This is a genomic window from Persicobacter diffluens (assembly GCF_036244895.1).
Classification (GTDB): Bacteria; Bacteroidota; Bacteroidia; order Cytophagales; family Cyclobacteriaceae; genus Persicobacter; species Persicobacter diffluens.
Genome location: NZ_BQKE01000004.1, coordinates 131,542 through 156,167 on the forward strand (window position 1 = coordinate 131,542; position 24,626 = coordinate 156,167).

10 protein-coding genes are annotated in these 24,626 nt (G+C 40.8%); 9 read left to right on the plus strand and 1 reads right to left on the minus strand.

The annotated features are described in order from the left end of the window. The first annotated feature begins 509 nt into the window (after positions 1 to 509). The gene (locus AAA970_RS22790) at positions 510 to 2,060 is read left to right on the plus strand and encodes a RepB family plasmid replication initiator protein (protein ID WP_338239190.1); all 1,551 of its coding nucleotides are present in this window, start codon (positions 510 to 512) and stop codon (positions 2,058 to 2,060) included. 1,283 nt (positions 2,061 to 3,343) lie between these two features. Here AAA970_RS22790 and AAA970_RS22795 read toward each other — a convergent pair. Beyond that, on the minus strand, positions 3,344 to 4,993 hold the full coding sequence (locus AAA970_RS22795) for a glycoside hydrolase family 43 protein (RefSeq protein ID WP_338239191.1): 1,650 nt from the start codon (positions 4,991 to 4,993) through the stop codon (positions 3,344 to 3,346). A gap of 1,412 nt (positions 4,994 to 6,405) precedes the next feature. Here AAA970_RS22795 and AAA970_RS22800 point away from each other — a divergent pair. The 8 genes from AAA970_RS22800 to AAA970_RS22835 all read left to right on the plus strand — a co-directional run bounded on the left by AAA970_RS22800 (position 6,406) and on the right by AAA970_RS22835 (position 24,624). After that, positions 6,406 to 9,534, plus strand: coding sequence for a SusC/RagA family TonB-linked outer membrane protein (locus AAA970_RS22800; protein ID WP_338239192.1), 3,129 nt, complete (start codon positions 6,406 to 6,408; stop codon positions 9,532 to 9,534). An 11-nt stretch (positions 9,535 to 9,545) separates the two neighbouring features. Continuing rightward, a complete protein-coding gene (locus tag AAA970_RS22805) occupies positions 9,546 to 11,150 on the plus strand; it encodes a RagB/SusD family nutrient uptake outer membrane protein (RefSeq protein WP_338239193.1) in 1,605 nt (534 codons plus the stop codon). A gap of 25 nt (positions 11,151 to 11,175) precedes the next feature. After that, positions 11,176 to 12,069 carry a hypothetical protein gene (locus AAA970_RS22810; protein WP_338239194.1) on the plus strand — a complete coding sequence of 298 codons (894 nt, stop codon included), beginning with the start codon at positions 11,176 to 11,178 and terminating at the stop codon, positions 12,067 to 12,069. Between the two features lie 126 nt (positions 12,070 to 12,195). Beyond that, the gene (locus AAA970_RS22815; protein WP_338239195.1) at positions 12,196 to 14,562 is read left to right on the plus strand and encodes a glycoside hydrolase family 3 N-terminal domain-containing protein; all 2,367 of its coding nucleotides are present in this window, start codon (positions 12,196 to 12,198) and stop codon (positions 14,560 to 14,562) included. Between the two features lie 826 nt (positions 14,563 to 15,388). After that, complete coding sequence (locus tag AAA970_RS22820) at positions 15,389 to 17,236, plus strand: glycoside hydrolase family 2 TIM barrel-domain containing protein (RefSeq protein WP_338239196.1); 1,848 nt, start codon at positions 15,389 to 15,391, stop codon at positions 17,234 to 17,236. 693 nt (positions 17,237 to 17,929) lie between these two features. Continuing rightward, positions 17,930 to 19,672 carry a 7TM diverse intracellular signaling domain-containing protein gene (locus AAA970_RS22825; protein WP_338239197.1) on the plus strand — a complete coding sequence of 581 codons (1,743 nt, stop codon included), beginning with the start codon at positions 17,930 to 17,932 and terminating at the stop codon, positions 19,670 to 19,672. 489 nt (positions 19,673 to 20,161) lie between these two features. After that, positions 20,162 to 21,910 carry a PAS domain S-box protein gene (locus tag AAA970_RS22830; RefSeq protein ID WP_338239198.1) on the plus strand — a complete coding sequence of 583 codons (1,749 nt, stop codon included), beginning with the start codon at positions 20,162 to 20,164 and terminating at the stop codon, positions 21,908 to 21,910. 494 nt (positions 21,911 to 22,404) lie between these two features. Beyond that, on the plus strand, positions 22,405 to 24,624 hold the full coding sequence (locus AAA970_RS22835; RefSeq protein ID WP_338239199.1) for a heparinase II/III domain-containing protein: 2,220 nt from the start codon (positions 22,405 to 22,407) through the stop codon (positions 24,622 to 24,624). Positions 24,625 to 24,626 lie beyond the last annotated feature (2 nt).

Sequence of the window (24,626 nt, forward strand, 5' to 3'; positions counted from 1 at the left end):
CCACTAAAACAAGTCCCTTTTTATAAACCGAAATCAAATCACCGTACTTTCGTTTTATTTCGGCGGAATTTTTTCCTTCTAAAAACTCAAATGTACGGTAGTTAGGTGTTAAATATCCTTAAAAAAGCAAAAATACGGTTCAACTTGACTTTTAAAACATATAATTAAGCCATTATTCTAAATCAAAATCAATTTTAGATTATTATCTATATTATATATTAAATATTAGGCCAGGCTAAATGACTCATTTTCAAGCAATCAATTCGAACTATTAAAACGAAAGTACGGCCTGAGAGAACAGAAGTACGGTTTAGGAAAGCAATTGTACGGTTTTTTAAAACAAAAGTACGGCCTACCGAAAACCATAGTACGGTTATTTAAACAAATATACGGTACCGTACTTTTGTTTTATTCTATGGAAAATGCTCAATCCTGTGTAAAAAAAACAAAAGTACGGTTTTAAAAAACGAAAATACGGTTATATTTGATGGAGAATAATTTTTTCATCGATGAGGATCAGTAAGGAAGTCATTCCATTAAATGCTAAAGTCCAGAAGCACAACGACTTAATTAAAGGGAAGCATAATTCCCTTTCTGCCATGCAAAATAAGATGATACTTTTTGCGGCAATAAACACCGTCAGGGCGTTGAAAGGGGAACAGGAGTTCGAGTTTGAAGATCCTCTGGGGGATGGAAAAGGGAAGTTTATTCGTCTGGATACCCGATTTGTGGCGGGAGTAAAATCTACCTCTGAGATTTCCGGTCAGCAAATGAAGAATATGCGAATTCAACTGGGCGATTTAGCCTCTACTACGATTTCTCTGTTTCAGGAAGGTACTGAAAACCGGATGTTTGGGCGTCAATTTCCCATCGCGGTGGATACCTTGGGAGAAATCGAAAGAGATGGTAATCTAAAGGAAGTCAGGGGAGATGGGGGCCTATATATTCAGCTCCATGACCATATCATTGACCAGTTTAAGATCGCCTACGAAGAAGGAAACTTTACACAGTATATGCTGAAGAATGTTTATTTCCTTTCCAAAGGTCATTCCTGGGCTTTGTATGAGCTATGTCGATTGGAACTGAACCAGAAAAGAGCCGCCGAACTGAAGGTGAAGTGGAATGTAAGTGTTTTGGCTGACCGCATATGCAGTAATAAATACCGCAAAAAGGATGGGACGCTGTGGTATAGTCAGTTCAAAACCAGGGTATTACTTCCTTCGATAGACGATATTAACATTGATGATAATTGCGATATTTTCATAGAGTTGATGCAAGAGGTAAAGTCTGGAAGATCCGTTACAGATGTGGTATTACATTTTGGAAATTTGGATAAAAAACAAAATGACGGTAAAAAAGAATCCTCAAGTAGCGGTCCTGCCTTTATTCCCTTCAATACTGAAATTGAAGCCCTTTTGGCGCGGATTTTTGATAAATCCAATATTGGTCTCAAAACGATCCGGAATTATATCAAAAAAGATCTGGCGAGTGGGATTACCAATGAGCAGGTTTGCCTGTTTTTAAGCGAGCTGGAGGCCCGAAAGGATAAAATTAAGGGTAAGGCTGCTTATTATCATAAAATGGTCGCTAAGGAGGAGTTAAACCGTAAAAAAGGGCAGGTTAACCTGACTTTTGGTGCTGTAGAAAATAAAGCGCAGGAATCTTTCCAAAAAGAGAACAATCGACTGAAACAAGTGAAGCAGGAGCGGGCAGATGATGCTAAGTTTACTGAAATGGTAAGGAGTTGCTTTCAGCAGGAATTGGATGCCGTACTTTTGTTTTACTTAGACCAGACCGGACGTGAGTTCTTGGGGCAGTTTGAAGATTATTTAAAAACAGTGTCTCCTTTTAAGAGAAAGCAGCTGGAAGGAAAGCAATTTGGGGATGAGGCTTATGATCGTCAGTATGCCAGGTATTTGGCGACTAGCAGCAGTAATCCTTACCATCAGGAACTGATGCATTGTTCCTTAGATGCGGATAAAATTCTTGATTTATTCCGTCGGTATGATCGGGACGTCATTATTGCAAAGATTGAGGAGAGCCTTCAATTAGAATCTTGAGTTTATTGAGAGATTATTAGTTGACTCCATATTTTATCCGAAGTAGGTATACTTTCTTACTTTTGATTATTTACAACCAAAGAAAAGGTCTCAATACGTTGAAAATTAGCCTCTGGCCTTCTGGGTAAATTTAGGGGGCATCATTCGGCAATAATTCAAGAGGTATGATGTGATTTGAAATATTACTGAAGTGATCCGCTCATATTAGGGGCGGATATTTAAGTACCAATAGATCATCAGCAATTATTTGTTCCATTTGGAGGGTTATGAGTAGTTGAAATAGGGCGGTTTCACCACCGTACTTTTGTTTTAAAACAAAAGTACGGTGGTGTTGCTATTTTTAAGCGCTCATTGTCTATGCTTTGATTTACTGTCAATAAAATTGGAGTTGTATTCAATGAAAAATCACATAAAAACCTAGTAGTCAGCATGTTGCGATATTTCACTATCAAAATGATAGTGATTTGAGAGCTGTTTTTAATAAATACCGTATTTTTGTTTTCCGATTTTTTCGTGAATTGGAAGGATTGTTTTTGATGGAGGTTCAAGCTTTTCATTTTTTTCCTGGTACAAACGGAAAAAAAATCAAGGCTGTAAACCATTCAAGAGGGACAGTGAAATGGTTACTGGAATCAACGAGGCCTTATCCTTATTTGATTAATGTTGTAATCTTCTGCATGGGCTGTGGTGGAAATAATACGGTAATGTCTTTTAGAGCATGTTAAAAAGCACCCTATCCGGCTGCAAATTCGAATTATTGGAATTGATTTAGGAAAATTTCTCAACCATAGCGATGCTATCCTCTCAAAATAATCCTTTATCGCTTCTGCAATAATCAAATTTTCGCTGCGAATTTTGGCTTTTAAATACCCTCTTATTTCGCCAAACCTCTGATTTTTGTAACCACCAAGGGTCATGGGTAAAAGATTTTATCCGAATTATTCACCGCCAAATTCAGGTTGACGCAATACAGCTTTAAATGACTATACGTTTTTGGTGGATTTGCTAATTTTTTTATAGTCAAATTTAAGCAAGCTTGCTTTTCCCTCATTTATCTGCTTCGTTTGTAAAAAAACTTTCAATAGGGGACTTCTCCATCATTTTTCCCGTCTTGCAGCTAAACGAGGATTTAAGCCGGAATAATGCTGCTTAATGTGATATCGGTGCTCAAGCTCCCGGACCGTTCAAGTAAGAAATTGAATAATTGGAATGATAGTTATTCATGGTGAAAAAAGATTTGATCACCATGAATATAGCTTCTCTTTTTAGTTGAAATATTACGATTACATTAAACTTATTGAAAGAGGACTTAATTGAAACCAATCAAATGTAGCCGTATTTTTGCTTTTTTTCCCTTCTGATCCTGCATACATGCCGATATAGACACCATTAAATTTTTGAGCTATTTCATCTGTTAATATACGATAGTCCTGAGCAGCTCCAATGGGTTTTAGCGTTTCTGAAGTATCGCCATATTTAAACTGCACTTCTAAGCCGGTGACCTCACATGCTAAAACGATTTTTGAATGCTTATAAGGAACCGAGGCAATAATTTCTGGGGTGATGGGTCCTTGATTATTTTTTTGAAAAACCCTGACCAAGCTTATCGCATCTTTTCCTTTTAAAAGTTGGTATTGATTTCCATTTCGGCGATATATCACTAAGCCTGCTTTTTCATTTTCTTTTTGCGTTTTAAAATTTATCGCCGTGCTGGCAGTATATTGAAAATCTTTGGTTCTGCGGGCTATATAAGCAGGGTTAACAAATTCAGTTAATTGTTCAGCACGTAAATCTAATACCAATTTTTTATCTTTGATTCGATACCAATCCGTAGTAGGGGTTCTCAGGAAATTCCATTCCAGTCCTAAGGATACCTTTTCAAACTTATCTTTCTCCGGGATTTTTGGCACCGGAGTCCAGGGTAATGCTGGTCTTTCCTGTTCTTGAAGCAGTAGCCCTTTACCTGGATTAAATACGGGGGTGATCCCGCTTTCCTGCTTCGTCATCTTCACCTTCGCCAAAAAGGTTTCCCGCGCCAGGGGAGTATAGCCACTGAAATTTCTTTTTGCGAGCATTACACTCCACCATGCGCCATCGACGGTTTGTATTAAATCAGCATGTCCGGTTTGCCCAATCGGATGGCTTTTCGCTAAATGCCGATGCGTGATCACCGGGTTGGCATGATTCGGAATATAGGGCCCCCAAAGGTTTTTGCTATTGAAAACAGTGACCGCATGATATTCTCCCGTACCTCCTTCTCCAATTAACAAAAGGTATTCTCCATCAATTTTGTAAAGATGAGGACCTTCCGCCCAGCGGGCATTTGTCGCATGCCCATGGGTCAATTGTTTTTTGTCTCCTAATAATTTTCCGGTATCCGGATTGATTTCTTGCATCCAAATGCCATTTTTTCCAGGCCAATTTTTCCCACCATTGTCGATAATCCCGGCACCAGTGTAATAACAGCGGCCATCGTCATCCCAAAATAGGGAAGGGTCAATGCCTGGAGCATCGGCTATCCAAATCGGATCACTCCAGGGGCCGGCCGGGTCTTTTGCTTTTATAATAAAATTCCCCTTTTGCCCTACCATGGTTGTGATGATGTAGAACGTACCTTCATGGTAGCGAATCGTAGGGGCAAAAATGCCATTCGAGTTTCGTAGACCGGCTTCATAGACGATTTGGTCTGGACGGTGCAATCCATGTCCAATTTTTTCCCAATTCACCAGGTCTTTGCTTTGATGGATCGGTAATCCGGGCCACCATTCAAAACTGGAATTCACCATATAAAAGGTATCGCTGACACGGCAGATGGAGGGATCCGGATAAAAGCCGGAAAGTATGGGATTGGAGAAAGTTTCTGGGGCAGATTGGGCCCAGACCCATTGCGTGAGCAGTACAAAAAAAGTAAGCGCAAGTAGCTTTCGTTTCATGATTAAAAAATTATTTCAGGTAAATACACAAGTCGGAAACCCAATAAATATGATGAGTTCAGTCAGCAATTTTAAACGTTCTAAGGTAAAGGAATCGCTCCAAGAAAAGGGTTTTATCATGAAAGGATAGGGGGGAGGAAAAATAAAGCTTTCCATCTTTATTATTTTAGAAGTCGACATCAATGGGTAAGGCCCGCTTCAATGGTTTTACGGAGAGGAATATTTTTCGTGCCGGCCTGCATATTGTTTTTACTAATTTCGATCTTTAAATCCACTACAGGAAAGGGCAGATCAATTTAACCGGAGGATTGATGCTTTAATCCTCCTTTAGCTGTAAGGCGGGAAAAATGAAGGGATTTTTCCTATACTAGTTTTTTCCAAATAAGTAGATAAATGAGGAGAAAGCTTGCCTAAATTTGGGTTATATAAAAATGGGTCACCCTAGATATAGTGATTAGATATTAAGGCAGTTTTGTTGGGTACTAAATTTAGCGGTGAATAGGAGCGTGTTTAAAAGCACACCATCCGGCTGCAAATTCGAATTATTGGAAGCGATTTTGGATAATTTCTCAACAATAGCGATGCTATTCTCTCAAAATAATCGGGTATCGTTTCTGCAATAATCAAATTTTCGCTGTGAATTTTCGCTTTTAAACGCGCTCTAATTCGGATTAAGCCCGCCCTACCTCTCCTCCTGCTTTGGCGATAGCGACCGTAATTTAATGGTAGGGATTTTCTCATTTTATTTTTTCTCCGCTTCCATCAGGCCTCACTATTTTTCGCCTTTCAAAATTTCGGCTACTCCAAAACCGATTTTACTATCATTTTGATAGTGGTGAGGCTTTTTTAGGTGGCAAAACTTTCTGATGGGTTTTAATTATCCCTAACCAGTGGAAATGAGTTCCATTGGCCTGAAAGTATGGTGAATTGCTGTCAGCGCTTTCCACAGAGATAGCTTTTCCATATCCCGGCGGGCAAAACCATTGGGTATTATTGGATGATCTATTGATAGATGAAAATTTGGAGATTTATAACAGTCTAAAAGTCATTAACAAAAAATTAAAATAAAATAATTTAAAGGTTAATAATATATTCTTTTAAAATTAAAAAAGTATTGATTGTAAATAATATTATTCAATTTGGGATACATAAATAGGGTGCATTTTGAACCGATCCTAAACAATAAAAATTTCAAATAGGTAATACATGTTTTTTAAAGTTAAAAACGCTTTTTATGTGATTTTGGTAAGTAACTGTAATCGAGGTCTTAAGAGATTTATGTAACCCACTTTTAACTTGTAAATTCTAAAAATTATGAGATTAAATGACAAATTTTGTTTTTGATAATTCATCCCCCTTCTTCTATATTTGTCATGCAGCTGCAACATTTTTTATCACATTAATTTTTAGTCATGGAATACTTTTTTACTCCATTGACGAGACGTATTGGATTATCAGGATGCCTGTTTTGGTTGTCTTGTCTTTTATTTAATCCAGCGCTCGCTCAAGAATTATCCGTAACTGGTAAAGTGGTTGCACCTGATGGTGATGGCATCGTTGGGGTGAACGTATTGGAAAAGGGAACTTCCAATGGAACAATCACCGATTTCGAAGGGAATTTTGCTTTTAAAGTGAGCAGTGCTGAAAGTGCTATTGTTTTTTCCTTTGTGGGTTTTAAGCCTCAGGAAGTTGCAGTAGGTACTCAGACACAGTTCGATATTATTCTGGAAGAGGATGTAGAAACCCTGGAAGAGTTGGTCGTGGTAGGTTATGGGGTCCAGAAGAAAAGCGTGGTAACCGGAGCCATTGCCTCCATTAAATCGGAAGAAATTTCCCAAACGCCAGTGGCTACCGTTGATCAGGCCTTACAGGGGCGTACTGCCGGGGTAAACGTCACCACTAATTCCGGTGCGCCGGGTGGAGCGATTTCCGTTAAAATCCGTGGTATTGGTAGTAATGGGGATTCTCAGCCACTCTACATTGTGGATGGGATGCAGGTAGGAAGTTTGGATTTTCTGAATCCGAATGACATTGCCTCTATGGAAGTATTGAAAGATGCGGCTTCTGCGGCTATTTATGGATCCAGAGCGGCGAACGGGGTAGTTTTGGTGACCACCAAGAAAGGCTCTTCCGGCAAGCTACAGGTTTCTTATGATGGCTATATCGGGATGCAGAGTCCCTGGAAAAAAGTCTCTACCCTGAATGCGAAGGAGTATATGACCTTGCATAATGAGGCGGCTTATAATGATGGCGCTACCTCTCCGATTTTTAATCCATCTTCTTTTGGAAGTTATGCTGATACTGATTGGCAGGATGAGGTTTTCCGTAATAATGCCCCTATCATGAACCATGCGGTGAGTTTGAGTGGTGGTAACGAGGTCTCTACCTTTGCCATTTCTCTGGGATATTTTGGACAGCAAGGTATTGTTGGAAACGCTGATAATTCAAATTTCGATCGGATCACTTTCCGCTTAAATTCGGAACATAAGCTTTCCAAACGAGTAACCTTCGGACAAAACCTGACCATTGCGGCCAAATCATCAGCGGGAATTTCTGAACAAAACGATTTCGGTGGCATTTTAAATTCTACCTTCTTGCACGACCCAATTACTCCGGCCGTTATACAGGATGCAGAAACTGCTGCTATTTATGCGGGATTACCTTATAATCCGGTGATGAATAGTAATGGACAGTATTATGGAATCTCTGATCAGGGTTTGAGGGAGGTTGCCAACCCAATGGCCATGCTTGAAAATTCTCACAATGCCCATAACGACCGTAATATCATTGGTAATGCTTATTTGACGGTAGACCTTTTACCTGGCTTAAAGTTTAAAACTGATTTAGGGCTGGATTTATATAATTCATTTTCACGAGGGTATAACCCGATGCAGTATATGAATGTGGTGAATATGAACCGTAATAGTTCAGCATGGCAGGAGATGAACGACAACGTTGGTTTTCAGTGGGAGAATGTCCTGAGCTACCAAAAGACGATTAACGGACACGATTTCTCAGCGATCCTGGGGAATACCATTCAGGAATATACCGGCAAGGGTACCTGGGGGTCCAGAAATGACATCAGTCCTGACGGTTGGTACTATGGATGGTTAGAAAATGGCGCCAATGATGACACTCAAAAGTCCAATGGTTGGTTTTGGAGAAACCGATTAGCCTCTTTCTTTAGCCGTGTAAACTATTCCTACAAGGATAAATATATGGTGCAGGCCACTATTCGTCGCGATGGGTCTTCCCGTTTTGGTGACAATAATAAATTCGGGGCTTTCCCTTCTGTTTCTGGAGGCTGGACCATTTCTAATGAAGACTTCTTTGCTCCTGTAGCGGGATTGAACTTCCTGAAGTTGCGCGCTTCCTGGGGACAGGTGGGTAACCAGAGTATCGGAGATTTCGGCTATCTTTCTTTGGCCAACCGTGCCAATGGATATCCGGTCAATGGTAATATTATTAATGGTATCGCGATTAATCGAATGGCTAATCCGGATTTGAAATGGGAAACTTCTGAGCAGGCCAATGTGGGACTGGACTTTGGATTCCTGGAGGATAAAATCCAGATGACGGCAGAATATTATTCCAAAACCACTCGCGATCTGTTAGGAGTTAGACCCATGCCGGATTATTTAGGAATGGAAAGTCCTTTGTTCAATATGGGAACAGTGCAGAACCAGGGGGTGGAATTTAACCTGACCTATGCCAAAAAAACCGGAGACTTCACTTATGATATTACGGGTAACTTCTCGTACAACAAAAACCGCGTATTGGAAGTAGCCAACCAAAATGGCTATATCGATGGGGATGCACCTCACGTGCATACGGGGAATATGAGAATGGCGGAAGGTTATGCACTGCCATTTTTCTACGGCTATAAAACCGCCGGTATTTTCCAGAATCAGGAGCAGATTGACAATCACGTGAATGCGGAGGGAAAGCAGATTCAGCCGGATGCCAAGCCAGGGGATATCATCTTTGTGGATATGAACGGGGACGGAGTGATCACAGAGGAAGACCGCACCAATATCGGAAATCCTGTGCCGGACTGGAACTTTGGTTTGACCTTCAATGCCAACTATAAGAATTTTGACTTCAGTATTTTCTTTCAGGGTGCAGCTGGCTTTGATATTGCCAATATTATGCGTCGGGGGGATTTGGATATGCAAAATTACGGAGGAGCAACCCTGGGCCGTTGGACAGGCGAAGGCTCTACCAATTCCTATCCAAGAATGACCCATGAAGATCAGAATAGAAATTATACGCGTCTGAATGATATGGTGCATTTGGAAAGAGGAGATTATTTAAGGGTTAAAAATATTCAGCTGGGGTATACGCTACCTACGGAAATTTCTGAAAAGGCTGGTTTGAGCCGCGCTAGAATTTATGCTTCCGTACAGAATGCTTTCACCTTCACCGGTTATAGTGGATATGATCCTGAATTGGCGAGTTTTGATATTTTTAATTATGGTATGGACCGGGGCGGTTACCCTCAGTCAAGAATTATCATGATGGGTGTTAATCTTAATTTTTAATCTTTTTTGACATGAATATTAAGTCCCTATTTTTTGCTTTAGTTGTTGGAAGCCTTTTCCTGGGCGGATGTCAGAATTGGCTAGATTTTGACCCAACCAATGCACAGACTGAAGATACTTTTTATAAGAATCGCAGCGATGCCTATATGGCTTTGATCGCTATTTATGAGCCATTGCGATCAGATTATACGCATTCCTACCATCCACTGGCAATGGTTTCGGATATCCTGTCGGATGATATGTATGCCGGTGGTGGTTCCGCCAGTGATATGTTGACCTGGCAGAATATGGCCCGTTTTCGTGCCATTGCAGATGAGGATACCCCTCGTGCCATGTGGAAAAAGAACTACCGTGGAATTTCACGCGCCAATATGTTAATCTCTAAATATGAGGGGATTGATTTTATGGAGAGTGAAGTGAAGGATCGTGATAACTTCCTGGGCGAGGCGACTTTTCTGAGAGGGCATTACTACTATGAATTGTTGCGTTTCTATGAGAACATCCCTTTAATTCTGGAGCCTATAAGCGGGGAAGACTGGCAGGGGATGCAACAGGCGGATCCGGCATCTGTCTATGCTCAAGTAGCACAGGATATGTTGGACGGCATCGAGCTGATGTCAGAAAGCACGCCGGAGAATGGTCGTTTGAGCCAGTACGCAGCAAAAGCAGAGTTAGTTAAGGTATTTTTATTTTATACTGGTTTTTATAATCAATCGACTTTGCCAGTGGCTGATGGTAGTAGTTTTTCAAGAGCGGATGCCTTGGCAATGGCGGAAGATATCCTGAATAATTCCGGGGCAACATTGATGCAGAATTTCGCGGAATTGTTCAGTATCGAAGGAGATTTTTGCAAGGAAGTGTTGTTTGAAATTCCTTTTGTGGACAATGGTAGCGGTGACTGGCATGATGCAAAAATGGGTAATATGCAATGCCATATGTCGGGTCCGAGAGGTTATAATAGTGTCAATTTGTTAAAAGGCGGCTGGGGATTTGGTATTCCGACCAAGGATTTGGCCCGTTCCTTTTCTCATGAGGATCAACGTCGTACAGCGACATTGCTTTCTGCCCAGGAGTTGATGGATGCCGAGGGAGCAGGGTCATTTGAAGCCAGCTACACCAATACCGGTTATTTTGCTTTCAAATACTCAACTCATGCTGATCGCGAGCCAATTTCCGGTTCTGTTGAATTGAACTGGGCTCAGAACTATCACTATATCCGTTTGGCAGATGTATATCTGATGGCGGCCGAATTACAGTTGGCGGAAGGGAATGCAGGTAAAGCGATGGAATATGTGAATATTATTCGGGAGCGTGCAGGACTGGCTGGCCTGACATCGATAAGCCAGGAGGATATTTTGCAGGAAAGAAGACTGGAGCTGGCATTAGAAGGACATCGTTATTTTGATTTGTTGCGCCAGGGCCTGGATTATGCTTCCAATAAAATTTCAGTCACTAGCTATAATATGGAAACCAATGAGGACGAGCCTGCGATGGGAGATGTAGGAATGGAATCTAATTATTTGGTGAATTTTGATAGGACGAAAAAAGGATTCTTCCCGATTCCACGATATGAATTGGATTTGAATCCTGAATTCAATCAAAACGCAGGTTACTAATTTTTTGATTTTTAATATTATTAAGATGAATATAAGATTTTTTTCTTGCCTGTTATTGTTGGTGAGCATCCTCTCTTGTTCTCCTTATGAGCCCTCAAAAGAAGATTTGGGGACTCCTCCTTCCAGTGATGAGGTGACTTTTACCCTGGATGTGAATCCGGAATCAGATAATATCTATACTTTTCAAAGTACTCACCCGGCAGCATTTGTGAGTGTTTGGGATTTAGGAAATGGAGTGAAAACCCAGGGCCAGCAAGTGGAAGGGATCTATCCCTTGAAAGGGAATTATGAAATTGCTTTAACCATCGTTACGGCAGCCGGAGAAGCGACAACTACTTTCTCTGTTGATATTGATGAAGATGATTATTCTTTGTTGGATCGGAAGGATTATAATAATTTGACCGGAGGCGTAGACTATGAAAATGGAAAACAGTGGGTTATCAATAAGTCCGTGGTCGGGCATTTGGGAATTGGTCCGGGGGATGCAGACAGCCCGATTTGGTGGGGCATCGCTCTTGATGATGACCGTAGCGGATGTGGTTTGTATACCGATGTTTATACTTTCAATATTTTCGGTTTTGGCTATGAGCATTTTACGGATGGTCGGGTTTATGTGAATGCCGGCTACAGCAGTGATTTCCCGGGAGCAGAAGACTTTTATCCGGAAGGATCGGAGGATCCGGCGGAAATGTTTGCCCCTTATGATGGCTATGCAGGTGGCTGGAGCATTGAAGACCGGGCTGATGGAAAATATTTGGTATTGAATAGTTCCAATGACAAAGCCTGGATTGGATTCTATGTTCGTTCAAATCGGGAATACAAAGTGCATGAATTAACGGAGGATCAATTGTCGATCTCTTCTTTGGCCGAGGATGGTAACCGTTGGTTCCATATTTTGAAGCCTGTAGAGGCAGAATAAACTCGAATTTTTAGACTGACAGCGGGTATGGGCTGGCTTCCATCCCTGCTATAAGAAGAACAGCCAGTTTGTTTGGCTGGCTGTTCTTACCTTTTTGTTTACCCCCTGAATTAAAGGATGATGAAGATGAATAAGTTTCGTAATTGTTGGTTAATGCTTTGTGCCTTGGCGGTATTTTCCTGTCAGCCACAGGCCAAGGTTGAAAAGAAATTGGCTGGAGTGGGAATTCCCATGCAGCAGGATATTGAGCAGAAAATTCAAAAACATTTAAGTCAGTTGACCCTGGAAGAAAAGGTAGGGCAAATGACGCAAATTACGGTGGATGTTATTACCAAGGGAGAGAACGCCTTTGTTTCTGACGAACCAATGGAACTGGATGCCCAATTGGTATTGGAGGCCATTCAAAAATATAAAGTGGGTTCAGTATTGAACACCGCAAACAATAGAGCACGAACTACCCAAAAGTGGAATGAAGTGATAGGGCACCTGCAAAAGGTATCCATGGAAGAGATCGGCATTCCGATGATTTATGGGGTGGATGCCATTCACGGAACCACCTATACTGCCGGGGCTACTTTTTTCCCACAGCAGATTGGCCAGGGAGCTACCTGGAATCCGGAGCTGGTACGTAAGGGCGCCGAGGTTTGTGCCTATGAAACTCGTGCAGGTGGTATTCCATGGAACTTTTCCCCGGTATTGGATATGGGTAGAGATGCGCGTTGGGCGCGAATGTGGGAAACTTTCGGAGAAGACGTTTATCTGAATACGCAGTTGGGCCTTGAGATTATCAAGGGCTATCAGGGCGACGATAATGATATTTCCAAGCAGGGCCGTGTGGCAGCATGTTTGAAGCACTTTTTGGGTTATTCTTCTGCTTCTGGAAAAGACAGAACGCCGGCTTATATTCCGGAAAGAGAGCTGAGAGAAATTTATTTGCCGACTTTCCAGGCAGCAGTGGATCAGGGCGCCTATACGGTGATGGTGAACTCCGGTTTGATCAATGGGATTCCGGTACACGCGAATTATAAGCTATTGACCACCCTTTTGAAGGGAGAAATGGGATTTGATGGACTAGTAGTGACGGACTGGGCTGATATTGAAAATATTCATAACCGTGATAAGGTGGCTGATAGTCACAAAGAGGCGGTGAAAATGGCCATCAATGCGGGTATTGATATGGCGATGGTGCCTTATAACTATGATTTCACCACTAATTTGATTGAATTGGTGAAAGAGGGGGAAGTATCGATGGAAAGAATTGATGATGCGGTGGCACGTATTCTTCGCGTGAAATATGCCTTAGGATTATTTGAAAACCCTATGGACAAGCAGGAAGATTATCCAAAATTCGCCAGCAAGGAATTTGAAAATGCGGCTTTGGAAACAGCTCGCGAGTCGATCACTTTGTTAAAAAATAAAGATGCGGTATTGCCTTTGAAAAAGGGGACCAAAGTGTTGGTGACTGGCCCTAACGCACACAGTATGCGTACTTTAAATGGCGGATGGACTTATTCCTGGCAGGGAGAGAAAGTAAAAGAATTTGCAGACGGCTACCAAACTATTCTTTCTGCTATTCAGCAAGTGAATGGTACACAAAATGTGGTTTATCAACCATCCGTTATTTATCCGGAAGAGGGGAATTATGATGTGGACGAAGTGGTGGATATGAAAAAGACCATCCGTGCAGCACAGGCTGCTGAGGTGATTGTCCTTTGTCTGGGTGAAAATACTTATACGGAGAAGCCAGGCGATTTGCATGATGTCAATATTTCCAAAAATCAGCAGGAACTGGCAGCAGCAATGGCCAAAACCGGTAAGCCGGTAGTGTTGGTATTGAATGAAGGCCGTCCGCGCCTGATCAGTGGATTTGAGTCCAAAATGGACGCAGTGGTACAAACTTATTTGCCGGGTAACTTTGGTGGGCAGGCCCTGGCTGAAGTCTTGTTCGGAGCGGTGAATCCTAGTGGTAAACTGCCTTATACTTACCCAAAATATGCCAATAGCTTGTTGACTTACGATCATAAGCATGCGGAGAACCAGGAGAAAATGGAAGGCCTTTATGATTATGAGTCTTTCATGGAAATTCAATATCCATTTGGTCATGGTCTGAGTTACACCACCTTTACCTACAGTGATTTGAAAGTTAATAAAACCAATATCAAAGCGGATGAAACGCTTGAGGTGAGTGTAAAGGTCAAAAATACCGGAAGCCGTGCAGGGAAAGAAGTTGTACAGCTGTATATTTCTGATCATTATGCGACTATCGCACCTTCTGTGAAGAAGTTGAAAAGATTTGAGAAGATTATGCTTGAGCCAGAGGAAGAGAAAACGGTGGCTTTCCAATTAACCGCTAAAGACCTTGCTTTCGTAGGGATGGAAAATGAGTGGATTTCTGAAAGAGGAAGCTTCAGTGTTTTGATTGAAAACCAAAAGGTGGATTTCAACCTGACGGAAGGGAAAACTTTCGGCGCGACAGCATCATTGGCACTATAATATTTAGAGGGTGAATATTCACCCTCTCTTTCGTTTGTTAGAGCGTGTTTAAAAGTAGCCTGTCGAATAGGTTAAAAAATGGTGCATTTACCTTTATGAAAACAGCCATAGGAGCTCTCCGTGCGGGGTGTAATTTCAGAACCATGAATATTTTCGACAGCCTAGTTTAAAAGCCAAAATTCGTAGCGAGAATTTGATGATTGCAAAAGCGATACCCGATTATTTCGAAAGAATAGCAGCGCTATTGTTGAAAAATTATCCAAATCGCTTCTAATAATTCGAATTTGCAGCTGGATGATGCGCAGTAAACCCGCTTTTAGGATAGATAAAAATTGAATTTCCCTATGGAGCTCAATGGGGGAAGGCGCTTCAAGTTTTCGAAAGCTTTCCTTTTTCTCTCCAAAATTAAAAATAGATTTGTTTTGGTGCATTTTCATAAAATTCCTTCCTTTCATTAATTTCAAAAGGAAATCCACCCAAAACTATGGAATGGTTTTTCAGGACTATTCACTCTTTAAAATTATGGTTTTTTAAGAGCTTTAGATTTTTTAAATGTGACTGGCCCTTAGTGGGTTAAGGTTTTCTGATATGTCGGTTTTGATTTTAGTGGCATCTTTCTTTTTCCCGAAGGCTGATCGGAAGATGACTTATCTCTGAAAAACGCACGCAAATTCACGCCTTTTTTACTCATGCGAAGAGGCGTGTGGTTAATGATTGAAAGGAAAAGGGATGTAGGGGGATTTGAACCCGACTCTTCTTGGTAGATGAAAAAGAAGTAAAAAGTGATATAGTACAAAAGAAGTATAAGAATTTTTTTACAAACAATATGACGATTTTTAAAAATACCCTCCTGGCGATCATCGGGATGCTCGCTTTGGTAAATGTGGGGTTCGCACAGTCTCCCCTGATCCAAAATGTTTACAATCGGGAAGCTTTGTCCCTAAATGGAGATTGGAACTATATTGTAGATCCTTATGAGAACGGTTATTATGATTACCGTCGTATTCCATTTGATAAATACTTCAATCCGGCGAACCCGGGTTCAGGGGCATACTTTGCCAATGTTAAACCTGCTCACAAAACCGATCGTGTGGAGTATGATTTTGATTTAGCAGATAAAATCAAGGTGCCGGGTAGCTGGTCGGTAGAAAAAGAACCGTTGCACTGGTACGAAGGAACGGTTTGGTATCAAAAGGATTTTATCTTTGAGCCTACTGCCGGAGAGAAAAGCATCTTGCATTTTGGGGCAGTAAATTATGAGGCTGAGGTATATGTAAACGGCATCAAGGTAGGTACTCACGTGGGTGGTTTTACTCCTTTTAACTTTGATGTGACAGAACAATTGAAAGCTGGTGATAATTTCGTTGTGGTAAAGGTAGACAATACCCGTAAAAAAGATGCAGTGCCGACCATCAATACCGACTGGTGGAACCATGGAGGAATTACGCGCGAGGTGAAGTTGATTCAGGTGCCGGAGGTATTTGTGGCGGATTATTCCATACAACTTAGCAAAACGCAAAATAATCTGATTGAAGGTTCGGTTCAATTATCTGAAAAGGCGGCAGGACAAAGTGTCCATATTGCTATTCCGGAGTTAAAAATTAACAAGGAACTGACCACGAATGCAGAGGGAAAGGCTGAATTTGCCATTAAAGCAAAGAAAATCACCAAATGGCATGTAGATAAGCCTTATTTGTATGATGTAAACCTTTCGGCAGGTCAGGATGTGGTGTCGGATCGTATCGGATTCAGAACGATTGAAGTACAGGGAAGTGATATTTTATTAAATGGCGAAAAGCTGTACCTGAGAGGGATTTGCATGCATGAAGAAAACCCGATTGAAGGTCGTCGTAATTATAGTCTGGAGGATGCCCGTATGATGTTTCAGTGGTCCAAAGATCTGAATGCCAACTTTGTAAGATTAGCACACTATCCGCATAATGAAAATATGCCACGCCTGGCGGATGAATTGGGGATTTTATTGTGGGAAGAGATTCCGGTATACTGGACGATTGATTGGACCAATGAAGAAACCCTGGCCAATGCCAAAGGACAATTAACGGAAATGGTACAGCGTGACCGTAACCGTGCTTCGGTGATTATCTGGAGTATGGCAAATGAAACGCCGGTTTCTGAAGAAAGAAATCAGTTTTTGAAGGCCTTGGTAGAGACTACTCGCTCCCTGGACAATAGCCGATTGATCTCCGCAGCGATGGAGGTTCATGGGGAAGAAGATGGTACCAAAATGATCAGCGATCCTTTTGGGGAGTATGTGGACATCATGAGCTTTAACCAGTACCATGGATGGTATGGTGGAGACATTGAGGATTTTCCAAATCTTAAGTGGGCCGTTAAATACAATAAGCCGGTGGTGGTCAGTGAGTGGGGTGCAGGTGCGAAATACGGTTACCGTGCTGATGATCAGACCATTTGGTCGGAGGACTACCAGGCGTATTTTTACCAGAAAACATTAGAAGGAATTAATAATATTCCAAATCTTGCTGGTTTCACTCCATGGATTTTAGCGGACTTCCGTTCGCCAAGAAGACCTTTGGCTAATATTCAGGATATGTGGAACCGTAAGGGCTTGATCTCTGAGGGAGGATTTAAAAAGCAGGCCTTTTTTGTATTGAAAGATTATTATGACCAAAAAGAAGCGAAGGGTAATCTTTAATTTAGGATTCCCTCAGCGCGGGTATTAGCCAGCCTAAGTCCGGCCAAGTCGAAGTAAATTTGAATAAAGGAATTGATTTTGCCTTATTTTTCATGAGTAGTAATGCCTTTTGCTCCAAATAAGAGGCATCCATTTCATCATTGTTCAATTATCACAATCGACTACAGGCGTGTTTTATCCGCTCTTTGAGCCGTATTTTTGTTTTAATTGAGCATGTTTGTCCATCCTTTAAATAAAGAGATTGGCAAACATGCTTTTTTTCTGGTTGATCGGCTCATTTGAGTCTGTGATTTTGTAATTTGTGAAAGATTTAACCCGGATTATTCCTGCTTAAATCCTCGTTTAGCTGTAAGGCCGGAAAAATGAAGGAATTTTTCCTATTTCGAGTTTTTTCCAACGAAACAGATGAATGAGGAGAAAGCAAGCTTGCCCAAAATTGGGCGATTATAAATCAAAGAAAATAAATTATAATAAACTGAAATTAAGCTACATGCGATCAGTTATTAAATTTAGCGGTGAATAATTCTGGTTAAGCCCCAAAAGATTGTATCGACAATCATTAACCTACCTCCATTTTAAATTGAATATATCGCTTATTTTTTGAGTATTGTGAGGTTAGTTGTGTCTTTTTTCCTTTGCTATTTGTGCCTATTTTTGAAGGGTTTTTCAGCGCAAACAAATATTTTTTACCCTTTGCAAAAGGTATCCTATTTTGTTGATGAGCAGAATAAACTGGAAAGAAATCAAATACTAAAATTGGAGCGGGAAGGGGCTTTCGAGTTTTTTAAGGAGGAAGTGGCACATACGGAAAAAAAAGGAGCTAATTACTGGATCAAAGTGCCCGTTCCTAATGCCTGGCTCTCCGATGAATCTCATATGCTGGAATTAATTGACCCGCACCTTAATGAAATTGAGGCCTGGTTGATTTATCCGGGAGACACCCTGCATTTTCCGGCTGCAGGTTATACCCGCCTATTTGATGACCGGCTCATCAAGCATAAAAATTTTCTTTACGATATTCCTCCTTCTTTTGCTCAGAAGGATCAATTGTTTTTTCTTTTTCGGCTGAAGTCACAGCATAAGGATGCCATTATTTTTAAGTTTCGCTCTCTGGCTTTTAACATTCAATATGCTGTTGGGGAGTACTCGGCTTTGGCATTTTTCTATGGAGCCCTGAGCTTGTTGATTATTTTCCATTTACTTTCCTTTTTTAAAATGAGGGAAAGGAATCACCTGTATTTGTGTTATTATTTACTTTCCTGCTTTTTTATTGCCACTGCAGAAGACGGATTGGGCTTTCAGTTTTTGTGGCCCAAACAGCCCTGGATCAATGAAATCCTCAGAAATTGGGGAGTGGCGGTTTATATGTTTTTCCTGGTAAAGTATTTAATTCATTTATTATCTCTGGAACAAATTATCACATTCTGGAAAATGGTATGGTATGCCCTCTACCTTAGTGCCATTGTCTATTTATCCTCCAATACGAATTATCACCTTTTGCCCGGATTATTTTATATGCTTCCGGTAACGGTGCTTTTTGGGATATCAATTTACCGATCTTTGGATCGGGATTTTGTAGTGGTATTGATTACTATTGGTTGTTTCTTGTCCCTTTTCGGAATTCTCCCTAAGGTCAACTTTTTAAGATATGATGCCATTTGGGTGGTTTATTATTTCAATTTTGTGGTTTTTCTTCAGGCCTTAATCTTTACTGTGGCCATGGTTTATGAATATCAAAAATTAAAGGAAGCCAAGGATCGTTCTCAATTGGAATTGATTGAAGGACTGAAAAAGCAAAATGAAGTAGTAGAAAAAAAGGTTAAACAGAGAACCGCTGAAATCGCCCAGCAAAATTTGGTGATCAGTCAAAAAAATGAAGAGCTGGCCATGGCTTATCGGGATTTGACGGACAAATCCCAGGAATTGGAGGTTTTGAACACCCAACTGAACCAGAAAAATGTGTCCCTGCAACAGAATGTTCAATTGTTAACGGAAGCGCATTTAGAAAACAAGGTGGTGTCTTTTGCCGATTTTTTAACTTATTTCCCCGATGAAAATAGTTGTTTATTATTCTTGGGTGAGAAAAAGTGGGCCAATGGTTATAAATGTAAGAAGTGTGGAAATGGCCAATATCACAATGGACAAAAAACCGGGGCCAAACGTTGCAGTAAATGTGGTTATGATGAAGCCACAACCGCCGAGACCATCTTTCATCGGTTGCATTTCTCTGTGTTGAAAGGATTTTATTTAGTTTTTTATTTACATCATAGTAATCAAAAACCTAATATATCTCAAATGGCCAAAGAGCTGAATTTATCCGTCAATACTTGCTGGCGATTTACCAATAAGGTTTTGCAAAGGAGGGAGCAATTTCCACAGGCCAAAAGTTGGGAGGGGCTTATATTCGACAATTCAGGCCTTGCTGAAGAGGCCTGAGCGCGTGTTACAAGCCAAAATTCGTGACGAAAATTTGATTGTTGCAGAAGCGATACCCGATTATTTTGAGCGAATAGCCTCGTTATTGTTGAGATATTATCCAAAATCACTTCCAATAATTCGAATTGGCAGCCAGATGGTGTGTTATTTAACACGCTCGAATCTATATATTTTGTAAATAGGAAGTGGGTATAGTAGGGATTAAGTGGTAAACCTTCTTTATATTTTTTCTCAAAAACTGGTTGTTGGTAAACCAATTTTTATTAAATTTGATTAGAGGGTGTTTACAAGCCAAAATTCGCAGCGAAAATTTGATTATTGGAGAAGCGATACCCGATTATTTTGAGAGAATAGCTTCGCTATTGTTGAGAAATTATCCAAAATCACTTCTAATAATTCGAATTGGCAGCCGGATGGTGCGCTTTTTATACTCACTCTTAATGAGGATGAAGGCTAATCGACGTAATTTTTTATCATTCCTATTTTTTTATGTATTCGAACATTTTCCCCGCAAATGTTAAGCAAAACATTTCATACCTGAATACAAGCAGTCATTTAGGTATTCCGATTTATTTGTTGGTCACTCAACATTTAGTTTTTCTGGTATTTACCTTTGAATCCAATGGGCCTTTTGCAGTTTTTCATTTCATGATTGGAATGGTTTTCTTGCTGTATTATTGGAGGAAACAGGAAATTAGCCCGCAGTTTTGGCGATTCACTTTATTGAGCGATGGAGGCGTTTACGGTATTTTATGGGCCTTTGAGATGATTAACAGGCATTCTCTGTCGGTTCATACCATTATAGCTTTATCGGTATTATGGAGTGGGCTGGCCTTGACGGAAATGCCTTCTGCAGCCGAAATTTTACGGCAGAATAAAAGCCTGAGAGGCGGTAGGTTGGTGGGTTTACTGGCTATGGTTTTTTCCTTATGGGGACTGGTTTCCGGAGATATTAAATTAGAAGCACATTGGGGAATTATAGCTTTTCAGTGTGTAGCATTTATAACGATTTTTATAATCGAACACATCAAAGTGAAGAATGAGGTCATTGCTTTTGAAACTTTGGATGCCCATAATACAACGGTTGCACTGGAAAAGGAAGAAAAGGAAAAGCAATATCAGCTTCAGTTGGAAACCATTCAGGCCCAACAACATAAAAATGAGGAGCGCCAATGGGTGATGGAAGGCTTATCAGCCCTGGAGGAAAGCTTAAGGAAGGACCTTACTTTTGAAGTTAAACTGGAGGAGGCATTAAAACATTTGATTCAACAGCTTCAAGCTGTACAGGGGGCGATCTATATTGGGGATCAGGAGAAGCAAGTTCTTGAAATGAAAGCTTGCTATGCTTATGAACGAAAGAAATTTTTACATAAAACCATTGCCTTTGGAGAGGGGCTGGTCGGGCAGTGTTACCTGGAAAAGTTGCCGATCTACCTGACTGATATTCCCGGTGATTACTTAACCATTACATCCGGATTGGGACATGCCCAGCCCAAAGAGGTGATCATTGTCCCGGTAATTTTAAATGAAATCGTGGTGGCCATCATGGAAATTGCTTCCTTTAACGTTATTGAAGGTGCTGCCCGTGAATTTCTGGACAATTGCGGGAATGTGCTGGCCGGTTTTATTTCCAATGAAAAAACGAATTTGCAGATTCGGGCACTTTTGGCGGCTTCTAATGATGCCCGAAAGGCCATGGAAGTGCAGGAAGAAGAACTTCGGCAGAATATGGAGGAATTGAGTAGTACCCATGAGCAAATGGTGCGGATGCAGGAGGAGCAGCAAAAGCAGCAAGACCAAATGATGGAAGAAATCCGTCAGCGCAATGAGGTATTCCTAAAAATTCTGAATCAAATTCCCGGCCGTATATTCCTGAAGGATCACGAGCATAAGTTTGTTTTGGCTAATGATGCAGTATGTAACTTGCATGGGTATACGGAAAAGGAATTGCGCGATAAGACGGAAATTGATGTCGTCGGTCCGGAGTTAGGTAATAAAGTGATTAAAATGGATAGCGCTATTTTGGAAGAGGGTAAAATGAAAACCTATCAGAAAGTGGAGCATCATCATGGAAAAGAATATCATTTCCAATCCACCAAAATGCCTTTCTTTATTGATTATTTGGGAACTACTGGTTTGCTCTGTATTCAATCAGATATTTCAGAATTAAATGAACTTAGACAGTATAAAGCAGAAAGTCTGGCTGAGTCAGCGCTTTCTGTTAAGGAAGGCACTTAATTCTTACGCCAAGCCAAATTGTTCACCGCTGAATTTATTTATCCACTACCGGACTATACCATCAATTAATTACTGTTGTTTTCTTTGATTTTAATAGTCCAAATTTGGCTTATTTAGCTTGCTTGTCCTTTATCTGCTACCTTGGAAAAAACGCCAAATAGGGAACTATTTCTGCTTTTTTCCCGCCTAGTGGCTAAAGGAGGATTGAGAGCGTATTAAAAAATACACTATTCGGCAGCAAATTCGAATTATTGGAAGTGATTTTGGGTAATTTCTCAATGATAGCGGTACAATGCTTTCAAAATAATCGGGTATCGCTTACGTAATATTCAAATTTTCGCTGTGAGTTTTGGCTTTTTAAACACGCTCTTGAGCATGCATAATTCGGGTTAAATTTGTTTTTTGATCCAATCATTTGATTTATGCTTTCATAATCGATTCTTAATTGCTAAATTGGTCAACCAAAGACCAAAAAACTTTTAGACACTCCTAATATGTTGAAGAGAATATTATTTTTTTTATCTTTTTTGATATTTCCATTCTTCGTCCGAGCTGATTGGCAGCCTTCCGGCTTAGTGATAAAAGCAGAAACCTTTGCTCGCCTGCAAAAGGAATATAAGCAGTACCCATTAATGGAAACTGCGGTTTCCAAAATGAAAGCCCGGGTAGATGCGGCCCTGGAGGAGGACATCGATGTCCCTGTTCCCAAAGATCCGGCAGGAGGTTATACACATGAGCAACACAAACGGAATTATATCGCCATGTATGAGGCCGGTATCATTTATCAAATTACCGGAGAAAACCTGTATGCCGAATATGTGAAAGAAATGTTGATGACTTATGCGCAAATGTTTCCGACCCTTGGGCTTCACCCGGTAGAAAAATCCTATGCACCGGGAAAACTTTTCTGGCAATGTCTGAATGATGATAATTGGGTGGTTTTCAGTATACAGGCTTATAGTTTTATTCAGGATTTTTTGACTAAGGAGGATCGCCAGTGGATGGAGCAGCAATTATGGAGGCCCTATGCCAAATTTCTAATGGATGAAAATCTAAAGGTTTTTAACAGGGTTCATAATCATGGACTTTGGGACGTGGCGGCGGTAGGGATGATCGGTTACGCCCTGGGAGATGAGGCGCTCGTCAAATACAGTTTGTTCGGCAAATTTGAGGAGTTGGAAGAGGATCCGGAAAAGGCTGCAGCAGGATTTTACGCCAATGTCAATGAGCTATTTTCTCCCACAGGATATTATACGGAAGGGCCTTATTATCATCGGTATGCGATCACACCATTTTTAGTTTTTGCACAGGTTATTCATAATAATGAACCGGAAAGAAATATTTTTCAATATCGCGACGGACTTTTGTTGAAGGCGGTTAAAGCTTTGGTTCAATTGTCTGATGATGAGGGGAGATTCCTTCCTTATAATGACGCGATCAAAGAAATGAGTATTAAAGCACCGGCAGCAGTTGAGGCAGTTGATCTGGCCTATGAACATGAGCAAAGTGTGCATTTACTCGCAGCTGCAAATTTGCAGGGCGAAGTGAAGATCAGTCTTGGAGGTTTAATAATTGCGCAGGAATTGGCAGAAGGGGCATCTCACCGAACTGCAGTGAAAAAATCCGCGGTCCTGACAGATGGTCCTGCAGGAGATAAAGGTGGAATTGCCTTTTTATATCCGGAGCAGTCTGAAAATAATGGCTTGTTAACACTCAAATTTACCCAACACGGACTTTCACATGGTCATTTTGATAAATTGAGCCTGTTGTTCAGATATCAGGGCCATGATATTTTACAGGATTATGGAGCGGTGCGCTTTGTAAATGTTAAGGCGAAGGAAGGTGGTCGTTATTTGCCTGAGAATAAAAACTTTGCCCACCAGTCGGCTTGTCATAATACATTAATTGTGGATGGGAAATCTCATTTTAACGGAGATTTTAGGTTGTCTTCGCAAAAGTTTGGGGAATTGCTTCAGTTTGATACCGCCCATCAGGATTATCAGGTGGTAACGGCCAGGCAGCAGGATTTGTATCAGGGAGTGGATATGTACCGGACGATTATACAGATTGAAGATGAAAAACTAAATGATCCTCTTTATATTGATATTGTAAAGGCAGAAAGTGAAGAAGTGCATGAATATCAGTTGGCTTATCAATACAAAGGGCAGATAATGAGTAAACAGTTAGAAACATATGAGGCGGCGAAATCCTGGAAAGCGATGGGAGCGAATCATGGTTTTCAATATATTTGGGAGGTTGGAAAGGGTCATGCGGTATCTCAAGACAGCCGATTGACTTTCCTGAATGGAAGTAAGTTCTTCAGTCTTCGTACCCATGTGGATCAACCGACCGAAATCACTTTAGGCCGCTATGGTGCGAATGATCCTGAAAACAATTTGAGAACGGAACCTGCTTATTTTTTAAAGAAAAGCGGACAGGATATTTGGTTTGTTTCTACCATAGAGCCTCATGGTTTTATTCGTTCTGCAACCGATGAATTGGTGGCTGACACGGAGAGTCAAATTCTAAAAATTTCCAGGGAAGTACAGGAAAATGACATTCAGTTGATAGAGCTTCATCACGATAATGGAAATATTTATCAGGTATTGGTGGCCTCGGATTTTTCCTTAGCAGACCACCGCAGTAAGTTAAATGGCCGCGAGGTGGAATGGGAAGGCCCAATTTATGTCAATATTTATAGTTCGGGAATATAAAA

Excerpts from the sequence above, each read along its gene's own strand:
- AAA970_RS22790 (WP_338239190.1), top strand. The coding sequence starts at position 510 with ATGAGGATCAGTAAGGAAGTCATTCCATTAAATGCTAAAGTCCAGAAG.
- AAA970_RS22795 (WP_338239191.1), bottom strand. The coding sequence starts at position 4,993 with ATGAAACGAAAGCTACTTGCGCTTACTTTTTTTGTACTGCTCACGCAA.
- AAA970_RS22800 (WP_338239192.1), top strand. The coding sequence starts at position 6,406 with ATGGAATACTTTTTTACTCCATTGACGAGACGTATTGGATTATCAGGA.
- AAA970_RS22805 (WP_338239193.1), top strand. The coding sequence starts at position 9,546 with ATGAATATTAAGTCCCTATTTTTTGCTTTAGTTGTTGGAAGCCTTTTC.
- AAA970_RS22810 (WP_338239194.1), top strand. The coding sequence starts at position 11,176 with ATGAATATAAGATTTTTTTCTTGCCTGTTATTGTTGGTGAGCATCCTC.
- AAA970_RS22815 (WP_338239195.1), top strand. The coding sequence starts at position 12,196 with ATGAATAAGTTTCGTAATTGTTGGTTAATGCTTTGTGCCTTGGCGGTA.
- AAA970_RS22820 (WP_338239196.1), top strand. The coding sequence starts at position 15,389 with ATGACGATTTTTAAAAATACCCTCCTGGCGATCATCGGGATGCTCGCT.
- AAA970_RS22830 (WP_338239198.1), top strand. The coding sequence starts at position 20,162 with ATGTATTCGAACATTTTCCCCGCAAATGTTAAGCAAAACATTTCATAC.
- AAA970_RS22835 (WP_338239199.1), top strand. The coding sequence starts at position 22,405 with ATGTTGAAGAGAATATTATTTTTTTTATCTTTTTTGATATTTCCATTC.